At 71.4% G+C, this 19,046-nt stretch carries 17 protein-coding genes; 5 read left to right on the forward strand and 12 right to left on the reverse strand.

Annotation, left to right across the window (positions count from 1 at the left end; translation table 11 throughout):
- Positions 1–32: 32 nt before the first annotated feature.
- On the reverse strand, positions 33–989 hold the full coding sequence (locus FK530_RS07520) for an aspartate carbamoyltransferase catalytic subunit (protein WP_146486417.1): 957 nt from the start codon (positions 987–989) through the stop codon (positions 33–35).
- On the reverse strand, positions 986–1,573 hold the full coding sequence (gene pyrR / locus FK530_RS07525) for a bifunctional pyr operon transcriptional regulator/uracil phosphoribosyltransferase PyrR (protein ID WP_146486418.1): 588 nt from the start codon (positions 1,571–1,573) through the stop codon (positions 986–988). Before pyrR ends, FK530_RS07520 begins: the two co-directional genes overlap by 4 nt.
- Before the next feature lie 69 nt (positions 1,574–1,642).
- On the opposite strand from pyrR, the gene FK530_RS07530 reads away from it, so the two are divergent.
- On the forward strand, positions 1,643–3,640 hold the full coding sequence (locus FK530_RS07530; protein ID WP_158645046.1) for an FAD-dependent oxidoreductase: 1,998 nt from the start codon (positions 1,643–1,645) through the stop codon (positions 3,638–3,640).
- A 3-nt stretch (positions 3,641–3,643) separates the two neighbouring features.
- Here FK530_RS07530 and nusB read toward each other — a convergent pair whose 3' ends face one another.
- The 5 genes from nusB to FK530_RS07555 are packed head-to-tail and all read right to left on the reverse strand — an operon-like array spanning position 3,644 to position 6,886.
- A complete protein-coding gene (nusB, locus tag FK530_RS07535; RefSeq protein WP_146486420.1) occupies positions 3,644–4,141 on the reverse strand; it encodes a transcription antitermination factor NusB in 498 nt (165 codons plus the stop codon).
- On the reverse strand, positions 4,142–4,705 hold the full coding sequence (efp, locus tag FK530_RS07540) for an elongation factor P (protein ID WP_126197266.1): 564 nt from the start codon (positions 4,703–4,705) through the stop codon (positions 4,142–4,144). It lies immediately after the preceding gene.
- A gap of 15 nt (positions 4,706–4,720) precedes the next feature.
- Positions 4,721–5,809 carry a M24 family metallopeptidase gene (locus FK530_RS07545; RefSeq protein WP_146486421.1) on the reverse strand — a complete coding sequence of 363 codons (1,089 nt, stop codon included), beginning with the start codon at positions 5,807–5,809 and terminating at the stop codon, positions 4,721–4,723.
- A gap of 31 nt (positions 5,810–5,840) precedes the next feature.
- Positions 5,841–6,377, reverse strand: a complete 537-nt coding sequence (locus FK530_RS07550) for a YceI family protein (RefSeq protein WP_231706535.1) — start codon at positions 6,375–6,377, stop codon at positions 5,841–5,843.
- A gap of 53 nt (positions 6,378–6,430) precedes the next feature.
- Positions 6,431–6,886 carry a nitroreductase gene (locus FK530_RS07555; RefSeq protein ID WP_146486422.1) on the reverse strand — a complete coding sequence of 152 codons (456 nt, stop codon included), beginning with the start codon at positions 6,884–6,886 and terminating at the stop codon, positions 6,431–6,433.
- A gap of 109 nt (positions 6,887–6,995) precedes the next feature.
- On the opposite strand from FK530_RS07555, the gene FK530_RS07560 reads away from it, so the two are divergent.
- Positions 6,996–7,670: a TetR/AcrR family transcriptional regulator gene (locus FK530_RS07560; protein WP_146486423.1), complete on the forward strand. Its 675-nt coding sequence runs from the start codon at positions 6,996–6,998 to the stop codon at positions 7,668–7,670.
- On the opposite strand, the gene aroB is transcribed toward FK530_RS07560, so the two are convergent.
- The 3 genes from aroB to aroC are packed head-to-tail and all read right to left on the reverse strand — an operon-like array spanning position 7,667 to position 10,596.
- On the reverse strand, positions 7,667–8,779 hold the full coding sequence (gene aroB, locus FK530_RS07565) for a 3-dehydroquinate synthase (protein WP_146486424.1): 1,113 nt from the start codon (positions 8,777–8,779) through the stop codon (positions 7,667–7,669). The genes FK530_RS07560 and aroB overlap by 4 nt on opposite strands.
- A gap of 3 nt (positions 8,780–8,782) precedes the next feature.
- Positions 8,783–9,391, reverse strand: coding sequence for a shikimate kinase (locus FK530_RS07570; protein ID WP_146486425.1), 609 nt, complete (start codon positions 9,389–9,391; stop codon positions 8,783–8,785).
- Entirely contained in the window at positions 9,391–10,596 is a 1,206-nt protein-coding gene (aroC, locus tag FK530_RS07575; protein ID WP_146486426.1) for a chorismate synthase, read from the reverse strand. The genes FK530_RS07570 and aroC overlap by 1 nt, the downstream gene beginning before the upstream one ends.
- A gap of 80 nt (positions 10,597–10,676) precedes the next feature.
- On the opposite strand from aroC, the gene FK530_RS07580 reads away from it, so the two are divergent.
- The 3 genes from FK530_RS07580 to FK530_RS07590 all read left to right on the forward strand — a co-directional run bounded on the left by FK530_RS07580 (position 10,677) and on the right by FK530_RS07590 (position 14,086).
- A complete protein-coding gene (locus FK530_RS07580) occupies positions 10,677–10,928 on the forward strand; it encodes a hypothetical protein (protein ID WP_146486427.1) in 252 nt (83 codons plus the stop codon).
- Positions 10,929–11,093: 165 nt separating this feature from the next.
- On the forward strand, positions 11,094–12,608 hold the full coding sequence (locus FK530_RS07585; protein ID WP_146486428.1) for a MutS-related protein: 1,515 nt from the start codon (positions 11,094–11,096) through the stop codon (positions 12,606–12,608).
- Complete coding sequence (locus FK530_RS07590) at positions 12,605–14,086, forward strand: MutS-related protein (protein ID WP_146486429.1); 1,482 nt, start codon at positions 12,605–12,607, stop codon at positions 14,084–14,086. The genes FK530_RS07585 and FK530_RS07590 overlap by 4 nt, the downstream gene beginning before the upstream one ends.
- 5 nt (positions 14,087–14,091) lie before the next feature.
- Here FK530_RS07590 and dnaE read toward each other — a convergent pair whose 3' ends face one another.
- The gene (gene dnaE / locus FK530_RS07595) at positions 14,092–17,646 is read right to left on the reverse strand and encodes a DNA polymerase III subunit alpha (RefSeq protein ID WP_146486430.1); all 3,555 of its coding nucleotides are present in this window, start codon (positions 17,644–17,646) and stop codon (positions 14,092–14,094) included.
- 80 nt (positions 17,647–17,726) lie between these two features.
- Positions 17,727–18,998 carry a serine/threonine-protein kinase gene (locus FK530_RS07600; RefSeq protein ID WP_146486431.1) on the reverse strand — a complete coding sequence of 424 codons (1,272 nt, stop codon included), beginning with the start codon at positions 18,996–18,998 and terminating at the stop codon, positions 17,727–17,729.
- Positions 18,999–19,046: the final 48 nt, after the last annotated feature.

Genomic DNA, 19,046 nt, shown 5'->3' on the forward strand with positions numbered 1-19,046 from the left:
CGAGCAATGAATGGCACAGGGGCGAGCCGACGTCATTCCGTGCTCCCCTCAGTGGCGAGAAGGTGGAACAGGACCGCCATCCGCACGTGCACGCCGTTGTTGACCTGCTGCAGGATCGCGGCCTGCGCCGAGTCGGCGACCGAGTAGCCGATCTCCATGCCGCGCAGCATCGGTCCGGGGTGCAGCACTACCGCATGCTCGGGCAGCAGAGCCGCGCGCTGCGGGTTCAGCCCGAAACGGACCGAGTACTCGCGCTCGCTCGGGAAGAAGCCGCCGTTCATGCGCTCGGCCTGCACGCGCAGCATCATGACCGCGTCGGCGCCGGGCAGCTCGGCCTCGAGCGAGTCGGCGACCGTGACGGGCCAGGTCTCGACGCCCACCGGCAGCAGGGTGCGCGGTGCGACGAGGACGACCTCGGCGCCGAGCGTGGAGAGCAGCAGTGCGTTGGACCGGGCGACCCGGCTGTGCAGCACGTCGCCGACGACGACGATGCGCCGCCCCTCGATGCCGCCGAGCCGCTGCCGCAGGGTCAGCGCGTCGAGCAGCGCCTGGGTGGGGTGCTCGTGCATGCCGTCGCCCGCGTTGATGACGACGGGGGCCGGCAGTCCCCCGAGCGCGGCGGCGGAGTTGGTCCAGGCCGCGATCTGCTGCGCGGCACCGGATGCCGGGTGCCGGACGATGAGCGCGTCGGCGCCCGCGGCGTGCAGCGTGAGCGCGGTGTCGCGCAGCGACTCGCCCTTGGCGACGGAGCTGCCGGACGCGGAGACGTTGATCACGTCGGCGCTCATCCACTTGCCCGCCACTTCGAAGGAGACTCGGGTCCGGGTCGAGTTCTCGTAGAAGACCGTCATCACGGTGCGGCCGCGCAGCGTGGGCAGCTTCTTGACCTCGCGGCCGAGCAGCGCCTGCTGCAGCCGGTCCGCCTCGTCGAGGATCTCCTCGGCCTCGTCCCGGCTGAGGTCCGCGGCGGAGAGCAGGTGCTTGGTCACGGTTCCCCCTCCTCGGCGCCCGGCGCGGGCAGTTCGGAAATCACCACGGCGTCCTCGCCGTCCTTCTCCTGCAGCCGGACCTGCACGTCCTCCTGGCGGGAGGTGGGGATGTTCTTGCCCACGTAGTCGGCGCGGATCGGCAGCTGCCGGTGGCCCCGATCGACGAGGACCGCGAGCTGGACCGCGGCCGGGCGGCCGATGTCGCGCAGCGAGTCCAGCGCGGCGCGCACCGTCCGGCCCGAGAACAGCACGTCGTCGACGAGGATGACCAGCGCACCGTCGACACCCTGCGGCGGCACCGTGGTGCGCTCGAGGGGACGGTGCGGCTTGTGCCGCAGATCGTCGCGGTAGAGGGTGATGTCGAGGTGACCGACGGGCACCGCCACGCCGGAGAACTCCTCGATGTCGGCCGCCAGCCGGGCGGCGAGAACCGCACCGCGCGTAGGGATGCCGAAGATGACGACGCGGGGATGCGATTCATCACCCGCGGCCCTGGTGTCTAAGGCCGTCTTCTCGATGATCTGATGCGCGATCCGCGCCACCGTTCGGGTGACATCGGCCGCGGACATGAGTTCCCGAGCCACGTGACCTCCTTCTCCGCCTCTCCGGACGGCTCGCTCCGCCTCTCTGGACGGACTGAAAAGGATGCCTTGATGCGACACGAAGCATACCAGTACGTTCAGGTCATGGAATTGTCGACCAGGCAACGCACGACGCTGTCCGCCATCGTCGACTCCTTCGCCCCGGGGGACGGGGTGGCGATCCCGTCCGCGAGCGACCTGCGGGCCGGGGACCTGGCCGTTTCCTATGCCGACCGCAGCCCGAGCGACAGTGACGGGGTCACCCTCGCGCAGTCGCTCTCGCTCTTCGACAACCGTGTGTTCTGCACCACCGTCCTGGGCACCCGGGGGCAGCGCTTCGCCGATCTGTCGGCCGCGGAACGCGAGCGGGTCCTGATCGACCTGTCCCGGTCGCGGTTCGTGCAGAAGCGGATGCTGTTCAAGCGCCTGCGCAACATCGCGCTGCTCGCCTACTACGCCGCGGGTGGGGCCGACGGCGAGCACGGCCCGGGCTCCGAGCTGATGGCCGCGATCGGCTACCCGCGGCAGGCGCCTATGAAGAAGCCGCGCGCCCGAGCGCTGCGGGCGCAGCGGCCCCTCTCCCCCGCGCGCTACGAGATCGACGCCGCGACGGCCTGCGACGTGGTGGTGGTCGGCTCGGGCGCGGGTGGCGCCGTCGCCGCCGCGGCGCTCGCCGAAGCGGGCCTCGACGTCCTGGTCCTCGAGCGCGGCGACTACGTCTCCCCGACGGAAGCGGGCGACTCGGACCTCGACAACCTCGCGCAGTTGTACGCGCCGGGCCCGTTCTGGACCGAGAACGCGCAGTCCTATCTCCTGACCTCGCGCTGCCTCGGCGGGGGCACGGCCCTGTCCCACGGCGGGTACTTCCTCCCTCCCGAGGAGGTGCGCGCCGATTGGGCGGCACGGGGCATCGAGACGGGCCCCTCGCTGGACGCGGCGCTCACGGAGGTGTGGCACCGCTCAGGGGTCTCCGACGGCGCCGGCACCCCCTCGGCGCGCGATGTGATCCTGGAGCAGGGCTGCCGCGCGCTCGACCTACCGGTGCACCCCGTGAGCCTGGCGGACGACGTCGAGCCCGACGGTCGCTGGGGGCCGTCGAGCCGGGTCGCGGCGAAGCAGGACGCGGGACGCACCTGGCTGCGCGACGCCGAGAAGAAGGGCGCGCGGATCGTCACCGGCGCGCAGGCCCGGTCGATCGAGACGCAGGGCGGCCGGGCGCGCACCGTGATCGCGCGCACCTCGGGCGGCTCCTGGCTCACGGTGCGGTGCAGCGCGGTCGTGGTGGCGGCGGGCGGCTTCGAGACCCCCGCGCTGCTCACCCGTTCCAGCATCGGGGGCCAGCACGTCGGTAAGCACCTGCACCTGCACCCGACCGCGACCGCGGTGGGGCTGTTCGGGGAAACGGTCCGGCCATGGCTGGGCGCACCGTCGACCCGGTTCAGTGACGCGCACGCGAACCTCGACGGCAAGGGCTTCGGCGTGCGCTACGAGACCGCGCCGCTCACGCCCGCGCTGGCGGCGAGCTTCGTGCCCTGGCGCAACCCCGTCGAGCACCTCAACGTGATGCGGCAGTTCCCGCACCTGTCGATCGTGCGGGTGGTGCTGCGCGATCGGGGCGCCGGCGAGGTCGTGATGGACGCCTCCGGTGAGCCCTCCGTCCGGTACGACCTGGCGGAGGCCGACCGGACGCACCTACGGACCGGTGTGGACACGGCGGTCCGCATCCTCGAGGCGGCCGGGGCACGACGGATCTTCACCGGGCAGCAGCGCGGCGGCGACCACGTGCCCGGAGACCGGCCCGTCGAGCGTTTCCTCGAGCGCTCGCACGCGGCCGGGTACGGCGTCGGAGAGATCGCGCTCGGCGCGCAGGAGCCGATGAGCACCGCCCGGATGGCCTCCTCCGAGCGCCGCGGCGCGACGAACCCCGAGGGCACCCTGTGGGACGTGCCGAACGTGGTGATCGCCGACGCCTCGGCCCTGCCGACGGCGAGCGGCGTGCACCCCATCGGCGTCGTGCAGGCGCTGGCCCTGCGCAACGCCCGGGCGCTGGCCGCGCGTCTCCAGGGCTGAGCGCTACTCCGTACGGTCGGCGGGCTGCGCCGCAGCAGCGGCCCGGACCTGGGGCGCGAGGGTCGCGACCTTGCCGAGCACGCCGTTGAGGTACGTCGGGGACTCGTCGGTCGAGAGCTCCTTGGCGAGCTCGACCGCCTCATCGACCACGACGGCCGGCGGCACATCCACGGCGTTGAACAGCTCCCAGACGGCGATCCGCAGGATCGCGCGGTCCACGGCCGGGAGACGCGTGAGCGTCCAGCCGGCGAGGTGCGAGGAGATCACCGAATCGATCTGTGCGCCGTCCAGGCCGACGCCGGTGACCAGCGTGGCGGTGTACTCGGACACCGGGGCGACCGCCGCGTCGTCGGCGGCCAGCTGCCGCCGCTCCGCGAGCAGGCCGTCGAGGTCGGTGACGCCGCGCGCCTCCGCCTCGAACAGCAGATCGACGGCGCGCTTACGCGCCCGGTGTCGGGCGCCCGACTTCTTCGGGCGCCGGTTGTCAGACTGCTCGGGCACTTAGGAGTTCACGCGCCCCAGGTAGCTGCCGTCACGGGTGTCGACCTTGAGCTTGTCGCCGGTGTTGATGAACAGCGGGACGTTGATCTCGGCGCCGGTCTCCAGCGTCGCAGGCTTGGTGCCGCCGGTCGAGCGGTCGCCCTGCAGGCCCGGATCGGTGTGCTGGACCACGTACTCGGCCGAGATCGGCAGCTCGACGAAGAGCGCCTCACCCTCGTGCATCGAGACCTGGACCTGCATGTTCTCCAGGAGGAACTTCGCGCCGTCGCCGACCTTGGCCTCGTCGAGGTTGATCTGGTCGTAGGTCTCGCCGTCCATGAAGACGTAGTCCGTGCCGTCGTGGTACAGGTAGCTGAAGTCACGGCGGTCCACGGTGGCGACCTCGACCTTGACGCCGGCGTTGAAGGTCTTGTCGACCGTCTTACCGGAGACCACGTTCTTGAGCTTCGTGCGCACGAAGGCGGGCCCCTTGCCCGGCTTCACGTGCTGGAACTCGATGATCTGCCACAGCTGGCCCTCCTGGTTGAGGACCAGGCCGTTCTTGAAATCAGCAGTCGATGCCACGTTGTGTCGATTCTCCTAGAGTGCGATCAAGTCTTTGGTGGTGCGCGTCAGCAGTTCCGGCCCGTCCACACGGACCACGAGGGTGTCCTCGATGCGGACTCCACCACGCCCCGGGAGGTACACACCCGGTTCGACGGTGACCACAGCACCGTCGGACAGTGTACCGCTGCCCAGCTTGCCCAGCGTCGGGGCTTCGTGGATCTGCACGCCGACGCCGTGACCGAGCCCGTGCAGGAACTGCTCGCCGTACCCGGCGGCCTCGATCACCGAGCGGGCCGCACCGTCGATCGCGCGGACATCGGCGCCGGGCACGAGGGCCTCCCGCCCGGCGGTCTGCGCGGCCCGGACCACGTCGTAGATCTCGCGCTGCCAGGCGGCCGGCTCACCGAGGACGAACGTGCGGGTCTCGTCGGCGTGGTAGCCGCGGAACCGCGCTCCGAAGTCGATCTTCACGAAGTCACCGGCGGCCAGCACCGCGTCGGTGGGGCGATGGTGCGGGATCGCCGAGTTCGGCCCGGCGGCGACGATGGTCTCGAAGGCCACCGCCTCCGCACCGAACTCGTACATCAGGTTCTCCAGGCGGCGCGCGACCTGCGTCTCGGTCGCGCCGGGGCGGATCGCGCCCTCCTCCACGAGCGCGGCGAGCGCCTGGTCGCTGATCGCGCAGGCGCGGCGGAGCAGTTCGATCTCGCCGTCGTCCTTGACCTCGCGGAGCGTCTCGACCATCCGGGTCGTGGGCACGAGGACCGGGGCATCGTCACCGGAGAGCCGGGCGTGGTCCGCATAGCTCAGCGCCGTGGCCTCGAAGCCGACGGTGCCGTCCGCCTCCGCCAGGAGGGCCTTCGCGACATCGCGCTCGATGACCGCGCGCAGATCACCGGACTGCTCCGCGACCTGGGTGAGGTAGCGACCGTCGGTGGCGATGGCGTCGCCGTCCGGTTCGGCCGCGATGAGGACCGCGCCGTTGGAGCCGGTGAAGCCGGCCAGGTAGCGCACGTTGTCGAGGTCGGTGACCAGGAGGGCGTCGAGGGCGGGCTCGTGACGCGCGAGGGCCGCGCGGAGCGCGTCCCGCCGGCGGGCGTGGTCGGTGGTCGTCTGCGGCATCCTGCCACGGTATCGCGGCGCGGCCGAGGTGTCAGACGGTGGCGCGGGCGACGACCGTGACCTCGTCCGCGACCTGGAGCGTGCCCATCATGAGGGAGAAGGGCTTGATCCCGAAGTCGCTCTGCCGGACCGGGACGGCAGTGGCCAGAACCGGAGCCGGCTCGGCCTCCTCGTAGGCGAGCACGAAGTCGCACGACCGGGTGGCGCCGCAGATCGTCAGGTCGCCGCGCACGCGGAAGCCGTTCTCCGAGGGCTCGATCGCGGTGGAGCGGTACTCGATCGTCGGATTCGCCTTGACCTTGAGGGAGCGGTGCGCGTTGGCGGTCGCCACTGCGCGTTCGGGTGCGCTGAGCGGAGTGAGTCCGCCCTCCCCCGAGACGACCTCCAGCGACGCCGCGTCGACGGTGACCTCGAGGGAGACGGGCCGCTCGCCGTCGACCTCGACGCTGGCCCGCCACGCGGTCGGCGCGAGCACCAGCCGGTGGCCCAGCCTGGCGGACCGTCCGGCCACACCGGTGTGCACCTCCAGCACGCCGCTGGACTGATCGATGGTCGTGGTCTCACTCACGCTCTCGAATGTACCGGCGTCGCACCCGGCCGCGCGCGCCGTCACGCGCGCCGTCACGCGCGGTGGATCGCGAAGACGGGGTACCGGTCGGCGGCCGCCGCGAGCTCGTCGTCGGTGCTGTCGGCGGAGAGTCCGGGGAAGAAGGCCCCGACCTCCCAGGCCCACTTCCGGAGGTAGGCGCGGAGCACCGGAACCTTCGCGGTCGGGTCGGTGATCTCGGTGGCGCGGAACGGTTCGACGGTGCGGCCGAGCCGGAGCTCACCCCCGGCGGCCGCACGCATGTTCCGCACCCACTGAGTGACGCCGCGCGCTGCGATTAGGTGGTCGGCCCCGTTGACGGCGAGGACGTTGACGGGGACCGTGCGCCACTCCCCCGACGTCCGCCCGCGCACCGCGAGTTCGCGGCTGCCGTAGACGGAGACGCCGCGGCGGGCGAGCCAGGCGACGGTGTTGTTGAACGCGGTCGCGGTGCGGCCGGGGCGGACGTGGTCGGCGGCGGGTGCGGTCATGGGATCCTCCATTTGTGAGCAGTGCTCTCGTTTCCGTCTCATGCTCTCGCTGCGACTCACAGTTGTCAAGAGCGGTGCTCTCGTTTCGGATCGGTGCGATGATCGGGCGGTGAACGCCTCCCAGACCGCCCGCGAGCGCGCCCGCGCCGAACTGACCGCCGAGATCACCCGCAGTGCCCGCGAGCAGCTCCGTGAGGTCGGGGCAGCGGCGCTCTCCCTGCGCGCGGTGGCGCGAGACCTCGGCCTCGCCTCGTCGGCGGTGTACCGCTACTTCCCCAGCCGCGACGCGCTGCTCACCGCGCTCATCACCGACGCGTACACGGCGCTCGGCGACGCGGTCGAGTCCGCCGACGCCGGTGCCGGCGGCCCGCGGGATCGGTGGCGCGCCGCGGGGCACGCCGTCCGCGACTGGGCACGCGCGCACCCGCACGAGTACACGCTGCTCTACGGCTCGCCCGTGCCCGGCTACCACGCGCCCGCCGAGACCACGGCCGCGGCGATCCGTACGTCGGGCGCGCTGGCCCGGATCGCGGCGTGCGGGCACGGGGCCGCGCCCGCACCGTCCGGCGTCTACGCCGAGCAGCTCCGCTCGGTCGCCGCAGCGGTGGCGCCGGACGCCGAGCCCGCCCAGCTCGCGCTCGGCCTACTGGCGTGGACCCAGCTCTTCGGCGCCGTGAGCTTCGAGCTCTTCGGCCAGTTCGCGAACACACTGGAGCCCGCGGACGCGATGTTCGACTACACCCTCGACCGCATCGCCGATCTGCTCGGGCTCGAGCCGCACTAGAGCAGCACGGAGCCCGTGGGCTGGGTGCCCTCCTTGGCGACGGCGGAGTAGGCCGCCACCAGCAGTGACGGGTCCGGCGCCTCGAGCCGGCCGGGCCGGGCGAGGCCGTCGAGCACGACGAACCGCAGCATCCCGGCGCGGTTCTTCTTGTCCTTGCCCATGTACTCGAGGAGCTGACCGAAGGCGTCGGCGTCGTAGCTGGTGGGCAGCCCCACGGACTCGAGGACGGAGCGGTGCCGGTCGGCCGTCGCGTCGTCGAGGCGGCCCGCGAGGCGACCGAGCTCCGCCGCGTAGATCAGGCCGACGGAGACGGCCGCGCCGTGGCGCCAGCGGTAGCGTTCACGGCGCTCCAGCGCATGGGCGAGGGTGTGACCGTAGTTGAGGATCTCGCGCAGCGAGGACTCCTTGAGGTCGGCGGAGACCACCTTCGCCTTGACCTCGATCGAGCGGCGGACCAGCTCGGGGAGCACGTCGCCGGTGGGATCGAGCGCGGCCTCGGGATCCTTCTCGATGAGTTCGAGGATCACCGGGTCGGCGATGAAGCCGGTCTTGATCACCTCGGCCATACCGGCGACGATCTCGTTGCGCGGCACCGTCTCCAGAGTCACGAGGTCGACGATCACGGCGCGCGGCTCGTGGAAGGAGCCGACCAGGTTCTTGCCGGCGTCGGTGTTGATGCCGGTCTTGCCGCCGACGGCCGCGTCGACCATCGCGAGCAGCGTCGTGGGGATGTGCACGACGGGCACGCCGCGCATCCAGGTGGCGGCCACGAAGCCGGTGACGTCGGTCGCGGCGCCGCCGCCCAGGCTGTAGATCACGTCCTGGCGACTCAGTCCGATGCGGCCGAGTACCTCCCAGCAGAACCCGGCGACCTGGAGGTCCTTGCCCGCCTCGGCGTCGGGCAGCTCGACACGGTGGGCGTCGATCCCCTTGTCCGCGAGGGCCTGCCGCAGCGCCTCGGCGGTCTCCGCGAGCGTCGGCTGGTAGAAGATCGCGGCCTTGGTGGCTTCGCCCGCGGCTGCGACGGTCTCGTCGAGCAGACCGCGACCGATCACCACGTCGTAGGCGCTCTCCGCGTCGACGCGGACCTTCACCGGGTTCTCACTCATCTACTACTCCGATCGATTCTTGGCGGACGTGCGGAGGACGGCGGGCAGCTTCGGCCAGGGGCCCCGGCGCTCCCGCCCGGGTGCGGTGTCCTTGAGGCGCCGCTGCACCTGCCGGACGACCGACGACGGCGCGCGCCCCACGGTGGAGACGCGGATCGTCGCGAGTTCGCGGTAGATCGGCGTGCGGCGTGCCATCAGGGCGCGGTACGCCGCGGCGGGGTCGTCCCCCTTGAGGAGCGGGCGGGAGGACCCGACGGTGCGCCGGATCCCCTCCTCCTCGGTCAGTTCCAGGTAGACGACCTGGTGCCGGCGCAGCAGCGCGCGGGTCGTCTCCGAAAGGACCGCACCGCCGCCGAGGGAGACGACGCCGGGGTGGTGTGCGACCACGTCGGCGACGACGCCCTCTTCGATGGCACGGAAGACGGGCTCGCCGTCGCCGGCGAAGATCTGCGGGATCGACCGGCCCTCGCGGCGCTCGATCTCCTCATCGACGTCGAGGAACTCGACCCGGAGGGCCCGGGCCAGACGCCGGCCGATGGTCGTCTTCCCCGCCCCGGGCGGGCCGATCAGGATCGCCGCGGGCCCCGGCTCTCGGCCGGGCGCGGTGCCCATCAGATCGCCTCGGGCGTCACCCGCTGCAACCGCGCCGCCACCTGCTCGGAGTACCGCTCGATGTTGCTGCGGGTCTCGGCGAGGCTGTCGCCGCCGAACTTCTCGAGCGCGGCCTGGGCAACGACGAGCGCCACCATGGCCTCGGCCACGACGCCGGCCGCCGGCACCGCGCAGACGTCGCTGCGCTGGTGGATCGCCACGGCCTCGGTGCCCGTCTGCATGTCGATGGTGCGCAGCGCGCGCGGGACCGTCGAGATCGGCTTCATCGCCGCCCGTACGCGCAGCTCCTCACCGTTGGTCATGCCGCCCTCGACGCCGCCCGCGCGATTCGTCGAACGGAGCACGCCGCCCTTGTCGGGCAGCATCTCGTCGTGCGCGGCGCTGCCGCGGCGGCGGGCGGTCTCGAAGCCGTCGCCGACCTCGACGCCCTTGATCGCCTGGATGCCCATGAGCGCGGCGGCGAGCCGCGCGTCGAGGCGGCTCTCCCCCGAGGCGACGGAGCCGATGCCCACCGGCAGACCCGTGACCACGACCTCGACGACGCCGCCGAGGGTGTCGCCGTCCTTCTTGGCGGCCTCGATCTCGGTGATCATCGACTGCTCCGCCGCCTCGTCGAAGGCGCGGACGGGCGAGGCGTCGATCCGGTCGAGGTCGGCGCCCGTCGGGGTCGGACCCACGTAGGGCTCGGACGCGCCGATCGAGATGACGTGACTGACGACCTCGGCGCCGAACGCCTGGCGGAGGAAGTTCCGGGCGACGGTGCCGGCCGCGACGCGGGCGGCAGTCTCGCGGGCGCTCGCGCGTTCCAGCACGGGGCGGGCGTCGTCGAAGCCGTACTTGAGCATGCCCGAGTAGTCGGCGTGACCGGGGCGCGGCCGGGTGAGCGGCGCGTTGCGGGCCATGCCGTCGAGCAGCTCCTGGTCGACGGGATCGGCCGACATGACCTGCTCCCACTTCGGCCACTCCGTGTTGCCGATCTCGATGGCGACGGGGCCCGCCTGCGTGCGGCCGTGCCGCACGCCGCCGAGGATGGTGACCTTGTCGGCCTCGAACTTCATGCGCGCACCACGGCCGTAGCCGAGGCGTCGCCGCGCCAACTGGGCGGCGATGTCCGACGACGTGACCTCGACGCCCGCGACCATGCCCTCCACGAGGGCCACGAGGGCGGGGCCGTGCGATTCTCCTGCGGTGATCCAGCGCAACACGCGTCCCATCATCCCAGATCGACCCGCCGGACCGTGAGTTCGGGTAGCCGAAATCTCATTCACAGGCTATGGTGAAGACCATGACCACCTACACCGCATCCTCGACTTCCGACCGTCGCGCCGCCGCGCTGCGGTCCACCGTCGATGTTTTCGGTGTCGCGTGGCCCCGCTACAAGGCGGAGGCCCTGGTCGCCGCGTTGGTCGTGCTCGCGCTCGGCGCGGTCCTCACCCTCGCCACCGGCGCTGCCTCGTTCGCGCCCGCCGTGCTCGCCGCCACCGGCGTCGGCATCGCGGTGTGGTGGGCGGCGCGCGCCGTGCACGGTCGCGCCTAGCCGACCCCGCGTGCGGCGGCCTGTGGACCCGCGCGCGCTCCGCGGGACCCCTTGCCCGCGCCTTCCCCGCGGACGTACGGTCGAATGACCGGCGGTCCACGTGGGCGCCGCCGACACCACCCGCCGGTCCGGCCGTGACGACACGGGCGAGAGCGGAGGTGCGTTGTGAACTCCCCCTCTCTCCTCGGCACGCCCGCCGGCACCGTCCCCGAGCACGAGCCCGGATACTTCGCCGATCTGGGCCTGGACCGCATCGTCGACGCGGTCGCGGCCCACGACCCCGCGATCGTCCCCCTCTTCCGCTCCCGTGCCCCGACGGTGCCGGTCGCGCGGTATCGGCAGGACCTGTGCAGAGCCCTCCGGCGGGACGGCGACCTCGTCGCCGGGCTCCGGCGGTTCGGCGCGGCGATGGCCGAGATGCGCGCGGCCCGGTCGAACGCCGAGCGGCTGCGGCTGCGGCCCGAGTGCGACGCCTGGGCCCTGGACGGGGCCCGCCGCTACCTCGCCGCGGTCGCCGGGCTCCGTGAGACGCTCGCGGTCGTCGCGGACCCGCCCGCCGCGCTGAGCGACCTGCGCGCACACCTGGACACACTGATCGATTCGCCCGAGCATCGCGAGACGGCGCACGACGCGGCGGACGTGGCGGCGCAGCTGGCCGGCGTCGAGTACACCGTGCGGATCAAGAAGTCCGACGTCCGCGTGGGCCGCTACCAGGGAGAACCTGATTACGGCGCCGAGGTCGCGGCCGTCTTCGAGCGGTTCCGGGTCGACGGCGGTGCCCGCCGCGCGGAGGCCGCCCCCGTGCGGCCCGGTCTCGACGGTGTCGAGGCCGCCATCCTCACCGACGTCACCGCCCTGTTCCCCGACGCCTTCCGCGCGCTCGCCCGGTTCCGGGAGCGGCACGCCGGTGACGACGACCCGGTCCTGGCCCGCGTGGACCTCGAGATCCGCTGGTACCTGGGCTGTCTGGACTTCATCGCCCGTCTGGAGGCGGCGGGGGTACCGTTCACGGTCCCGGCGATCGCCGACGGAACCGTCCTCGACGCGCACGGCACCGTGGACCTCGCGCTCGCGGCGGACCTGGTCCGGCGAGGCCTGCCGGTCGTGGGCAACGACCTCCGACTCGGCGCCGATGAGCGCGTGCTGGTGATCACCGGGCCCAATCACGGCGGGAAGACCGCGCTCGCCCGGGCGTTCGGCCAGATCCACCACCTGGCGGCGCTCGGGCTCCCCGTGCCGGGCACCGACGTCACCATCGGGCTCTTCGACGAGTTGTTCACCCAGTTCGAGCGGCCCGAATCCGCCGACGACCGGCGCGGCCGACTCGAGGCGGACATCGAGGGCATGCGCGCGATCCTGACCGCGGCGACCGGCCGGAGCGTGGTGGTGATGAACGAGACCTTCGCATCGACCTCCGTGGAGGACGGGGCGCGCCTCGGTGCCGCCGTCGTCGGCCGGCTGGTGGCGACCGGCGCGCGATGCGCCTACGTCACCTTCGTCGACGAGATCGCCCACCTCGGCGACGGGGTGGTGAGCATGACCGCCGACGTCCCCGTCGAGCCTTCTGCTCGAACGTTCCGGGTGCGGCGCGGCCGGCCGCAGGGACTCGCCCACGCCGCGGCGCTCGCCCGCCGGCACGGACTCGACGCCGAGGCCTTGCGCCGGAGGATCGTGTCGTGAGGACGCGCCTGCTCTACCGCGACCGGGACCTGCGGGAACCCCCTCAGGCTCCGCCGCGGTCCGAGGAACTGCGCCGGAACCTGGGACTGGACCGGCTGCTCCCGGTCATGGCCTCCGGCGACGACGCCCTCTACCGCGTCGCGGAGACGATGCTCCTCGGCGACGTCGCCTCTGCCGACGATATCCGCTACCGCCACGAGGTCCTGCGGGACTGCCTCGCCCACCCGGACGCGGTCGACGACCTGCGGCGGATCGCGGTGCGCGCGGTCGAGCGGGAGCGCCACAACTACTTCGGGTTGTTCACCCGCGCCACGCCGGACAAGGTGCTGTACCGATCCCTCGACGTTCTCGACATGTTCCTGGGCGCCTTCACCGAGCTGCGTGCGGCCTGCGACCGGTGGCGCGGCGCCTTCTCGTCGGCGGGCTTCGACGCCTTCTTCTCGTGCATCGCCACCGACCTCGACGACGACTACCTCGCGGCGGTCCGGGAACACCTGGAGGGACTCCGCTTCGCGAAGGGCGAATTGATCAGCATGCGACTCGGAACCGGCGCGCACGGGACTGATCACGTCCTGCGCCACCCGGACCGCTCGGGGTGGCGCCGCCTGCGCGCGCGGGACGGCGCGATCGACCTCGACGTCGACGACCCCGCGGCCGCGGAGGCCCTGACCGTGCTGGCGGGCCGCGGTATCCGGACCGCGGCGGACGCCGTCGCGCAGGCCGCCGAGCACGTGGCCGCCTACTTCCGGACCATCGCCGACGAACTCGGCTTCTACCGCGCCGTGATGAACCTCCTCGCCGCCCTCGACGAGCGCGGCGCTCCGTGGTGCCTTCCGGAGCCGTCGGCGCGGGGACCGCTGTGCCACGGTCTCTACCATCCGGTGCTGGCTCTGGAGACGCGGGAACCGGTCGTCGGCAACGACATCGACACCGAGGGCGCGTCGGTCACGATCATCACCGGCGCCAACCACGGCGGGAAGACGACGCTGCTGCGGAGCATCGGCACGGCGCAGCTCATGTTCCGCTGCGGAATGCCGGTCCCGGCACGCGACTACCGCGGGCCCGTCCATCCTCAGGTCCTCACCCACTTCGGCGGCGAGGAGCGGGGAGGCGGCGACACCGCGGGGCGGCTGGAGGAGGAACTGGGCCGGATGAGCGCGGTCGCCGACGTGATCCGCCCGGGAGCGCTCCTGCTGTGCAACGAGTCGCTCGCCTCGACGAACGAGCGCGAGGGGGCGGCGCTGGCGCGGCAGATCGTGGAAACGATGCGGGACTGCGGGATCTCCGTCGTGTACGTGACGCACATGTACGAGCTCGCGCGCGGTCTCGCCGATGCGGGCGACCCGCGGCACGCCTTCCTGCGCGCGGAGCGCCTCCCCACCGGAGATCGCACCTTCCGGATCCTGCCCGGCCGGCCCCTGCCCACGAGCCACGGCGAGGACCTGTTCCAGCGGATCTTCGGGAGCGCCGGGGTGTGATCGGGTCAGGCCAGGCAGTTCGGGCCGAGCAACGCCTTCAGGTCGCCCATCAGCGACGACGACGGGTTCACCCGGAGGGTGTCGTCGAGCCGCAGCGTGGTGGCCTTGTCGCCGCTGACGAGCTTGACGTGCACGTCCGAGACGCCGGGGTGACGCTGCAGCACCTGCTTGAGCGCGGAGACCTTGTCCTGCGTGCACACCCGGGTCTGCATCGTCAGTGACAGCGGCTTCGCCACACCGATCTGGGACAGGTCGATCGGCGCGATGTCGTTGGCGATCAGGGTGACCTTGTCGTCCCGGAAGTTCACGCGCGCCTTGATGAGCACCACCGCGTCCTCGACGACCTCGGCGCCGTACGCGGCGTAGGCCTGCGGGAAGAAGAACACCTCGATACCACCCGAGAGGTCCTCGATCTGCGCTGAAGCGAAGGGCGCGCCGTTCTTGTTCACGCGCCGGTTCACGGACTGCAGGATGCCGCCGACGGTGACCTGGGTGCCGTCCTTGACGTCGCCCTCCACGATGGCCGGGATGGCGGTGTCGGTCTGCGCGGCGATGACGTGCTCGACACCGTCGAGCGGGTGCGCGGAGACGTACAGCCCCAGCATCTCCCGTTCGAGGGCGAGTTTGTGCTTGCCGTCCCATTCCTCGTCGGGGACCTTGATCGTGAAGACGTCGTCGATCGGACCGGCGGCACCGTCCTCCTCGCCCATCGATCCGAAGAGATCGAACTGGCCCACGGCCTCGGCCTTCTTGGTGGACAGGACCGACTCGATCGCGTCGGCGTGCACCAGCAGCAGGCCCTTGCGGGGATGGTCGAGCGAGTCGAAACCGCCCGCCTTGATGAGGGATTCGGTGACCTTCTTGGAACAGGCCGCGACCTCGATCTTGGCGAGGTAATCCGAGAAGGAGGTGAAGTTCCCCTTCTCCGTGCGGGTGTTCACGATGGACGCGACCACGCCCTCACCGACGTTGCGCACCGACCCCATGCCGAATCGGATGTCCTCGCCCACCGAGGTGAAGGCGTGGAAGGACTCGTTGACGTCCGGCGGGAGGACGGTGATGCCGAGGCGGCGGCAGTCACCGAGGTAGATGGCGGCCTTGTCCTTGTCGTCGCCGACGGAGGTGAGCAGCGCGGCCATGTACTCGGCCGGGTAGTTCGCCTTGAGGTAGGCGGTCCAGTAGGAGACCAGGCCGTAGGCGGCGGCGTGCGACTTGTTGAACGCGTAACCCGCGAAGGGCAGCACCGTCTCCCACAGTGCGGTGATCGCGGCCTGGGAGAAGCCGTTGTCGAGCATGCCCTGCTGGAAGCCGCCGTACGCTTCGTCGAGGACCTCCTTCTTCTTCTTGCCCATCGCGCGCCGCAGGATGTCGGCCTGTCCGAGGCTGTACCCGGCGACCTTCTGCGCGATCTGCATGATCTGCTCCTGGAACACGATCAGGCCGAACGTGTCCGCGAGGATCTCCTTGAGCGGCTCCTCGAGCTCCGGATGGATCGGCTTGACCTGTTGCCGGCCGTTCTTGCGATCCGCGTAGTCGTTGTGCGCGTTCATGCCCATCGGGCCGGGTCGGTACAGGGCGCCGACGGCCACGATGTCCTCGAACTTGGTCGGCTGCATGCGGCGCAGGAGGTCGCGCATCGGCCCGCCGTCGAGCTGGAAGACGCCGAGGGTGTTGCCCCGCTGCAGCAGCTCGTACGTGGTCTCGTCGTCGAGTGGGAGCTGGTCCATGTCCAGCTCGACACCGCGGTTGTGCTTGATGTTGTCCAGCGCGTCACCGATGACGGTGAGGTTGCGCAGGCCCAGGAAGTCCATCTTCAGCAGGCCGATGGCCTCGCACGACGGGTAGTCCCAACCGGTGATGATCGCGCCGTCCTGCGCACGCTTCCACACCGGGATCGCGTCGGTGAGCGGATCACAGGACATGATCACCGCGCAGGCGTGCACGCCGGCGTTGCGGATCAGGCCCTCGAGCCCGAGCGCCATGTCGTAGATCTTCTTGACATCCGGATCGGTCTCGATCAGCTGCCGGACCTCGACGGCCTCCTTGTACCGCTCGTGCTCCGGGTCGGTGATGCCCTTGACCGAGATGTCCTTGGCCATGATGGGCGGCGGGAGCGCCTTGGTGATGCGGTCGGCGATCGAGTAACCGGGCTGGCCGTAGATGACGCGGGCCGAGTCCTTGATGGCGGCCTTCGTCTTGATGGTGCCGAACGTGATGACCTGGGCCACCTTGTCGGAGCCCCACTTCTCCGAGGCGTAGGTGATCATCTCCCCGCGGCGGCGATCGTCGAAGTCGATGTCGATATCGGGCATCGAGACGCGCTCGGGGTTGAGGAACCGCTCGAACAGCAGGCCGTGCGGGATCGGGTCGATGTTGGTGATGCCCAGCGCCCACGCCACGAGCGAGCCTGCGGCGGAACCACGGCCCGGACCCACGCGGATGCCGACCTCGTGCGCGTGCGCGATCAGGTCGCCGACGACGAGGAAGTACGCCGGGAAACCCATCTCGTTGATGACCGAGAGCTCGTACTTCGCCCGCTCGACGTAGTCCTCCGGCGGACCGTCGGGGAAGCGGCGGTTCAGCCCGTCCATCACCTCGGACTCGAGGAAGGACTCCTGCGTGTGGTTCTCCGGTACGGGGAACCGGGGCATCCGGTCCTTGTGCTCCCACACCTCGGCGTAGGACTGGACGCGCTCGCCGATCTCCACCGTCGAATCGCACGCGCCCGGCACCTGCGAATCCCAGAGTTCCCGCATCTCCTGCGCGGACTTGAGGTAGTAGCCGTCACCGTCGAACTGGAAACGCGTGGGATCGGACAGCGTCTTGCCGGTCTGGATGCACAGCAGCGCGCCGTGCGACTCGGCCTTGTCCTTGGTGACGTAATGGCAGTCGTTCGTGGCCAGCGGCTTGATGCCCAGCTGGCGGCCGATGTTGAGCAGCCCCTCGCGGACGCGGCGCTCGATGTCGATGCCGTGGTCCATGAGCTCGAGGTAGAAGTTCTCCTTGCCGAAGATCTCCTGCCACTTCGCGGCGGCCTCCAGCGCCTCCCGCTCGTGCCCGAGCCGCAGCCGGGTCTGCACCTCCCCCGACGGGCAGCCCGTGGTGGCGATGATGCCCTCGGCGTGCTCGGCGATGATCTCCGCGTCCATGCGGGACCACTTGCCCAGCTGCCCCTCGATCGACGCCAGCGAGCTGAGCTTGAACAGGTTCCTCAGACCGGTCGCGTTCTCCGCCACCATGGTCATGTGGGTGTACGCACCCGAACCCGAGACGTCGTCGCTCTTCTGCGACGGATCGCCCCACTTGACGCGCTTGGTGTTGAACCGGGACTCGGGGGCGATGTACGCCTCGATCCCGATGATCGGGGTGATGTCGTACTTCTTCGCCGTGTTGTAGAAGTCCGATGCACCGAACATGTTGCCGTGGTCGGACATGCCCACCGCCGTCATGCCCAGACGCTTGGCCTCCGCGAACAGCGGATCGACCTTGGCCGCACCGTCGAGCATCGAGTACTCGGTGTGGTTGTGCAGATGCACGAAGGAGCCGGCGGCGGACGTCATGGGCTACTCACCTCCGGTGGAGAATCTCATCGCTGTCATTACGCAGTGTAGGCGCTGCCACCGACACGTCCGACCGATCGTCAGCCGAAGGCGATGACCAGGATCAACACCAGCAACGCGACCACCGCCACTCCCACCAGCACCAGCACGCCGGGCGACATTCCGCCCGATGCCGGAGCCTTCGCGGGCTGCGCACGCGGCGCCGGCGGTCGCTGCAGCGCCCCGGACCGGGCGCCGGGGCTCGCGCCGTACAGCGGCTGCGGCCCCGCGGACGGCGGACCGGGTTGCGGGGCGGCGGGCTGCGGCGGTCGCGCCGTCGGGTAGCTGGGGCGATTCGCCTGCCCGCGGATGCCCGGCGCGACGCTCCGCTGTGCGGGCAGCGACGGCCTGCCCGCCGTCGCGGGCGGCTGCGGGCCGGACGGGTGCCCGGGCCCGGGCACGTAGCCCGGCGGTGCGGGGCGCGGCACGGGGCGCGGCGCGGCGCGGCCGACGGGCGCCGTCAGCGCCGACTTCAGCGCGGTCGCGAACTCCTTGCACGTGGCGAACCGCTCCGCCGGAGTCTTGGCGAGCCCGCGCGCGACCACGGCGTCGACGGCCGGCGGGACGCCCTCCCGGATCTGCGAGATGCGCGGCGGCGGCGCGTTGAAGTGCGCGTCGATCACCGCGTCGGTGCTCGCACCGGTGTACGGGACCTTGCCCGTGACCAGGTGGAAGAAGGTCGCGGCCAGCGAGTACTGGTCCGAGCGCGGGTCCAGCTCCTCGCCGCACAGCTGCTCCGGCGAGGCGTAGGCGAGCGTCGCGAGGACGGTGCCGACGGCCGTGAGCTGCGAGGTGTCCTCGCCGCCCTTGGCGACCCCGAAGTCGGTGAGCAGCGCCCGCCGCTCCTCGCCGTCGTCCTCGTCGTCGGGAGCCGCGACCAGGATGTTCGCGGGCTTGATGTCGCGGTGCAGCAGCCCGGCGCGGTGCGCCCGGTCCAGCCCGCGCCCGATCTGGCCGATGATCTCGACCGCGACGGCGGGCGGCAACCCGCCCGGGTTGCGCTTGAGCAGCACCGCGCAGTCGTCGCCCTCGACGTACTGCATCGCGATCCACAGCCGCGCGCCCTCCGTGCCGCGGTTGTAGATCGTGACCACGTTGGGGTGATCGAGCCGGGCTGCGAGCTCGGCCTCGCGCAGGAAACGCTTGCGGAAGGCCTCGTCGCCCGAGTAGCCGGCCCCCAGGACCTTGAGGGCGTCGTACCGGGGCAGCTCGGGGTGCTTGGCGAGGTAGACGGAGCCCATGCCGCCGGATCCGAGGCGTCGCTCGATCCGATAACCGCCGATCACCGTCCCGGGTGCGAGTTCGTCACTCATGTCCGTCGCTTCTGCCCCATGTCGTCCGTTCCGTCGAGCACCAGCGTA

The sequence above is a fragment of the Tsukamurella conjunctivitidis genome (assembly GCF_007858475.1).
GTDB classification, from domain to species: Bacteria; Actinomycetota; Actinomycetes; order Mycobacteriales; family Mycobacteriaceae; genus Tsukamurella; species Tsukamurella conjunctivitidis.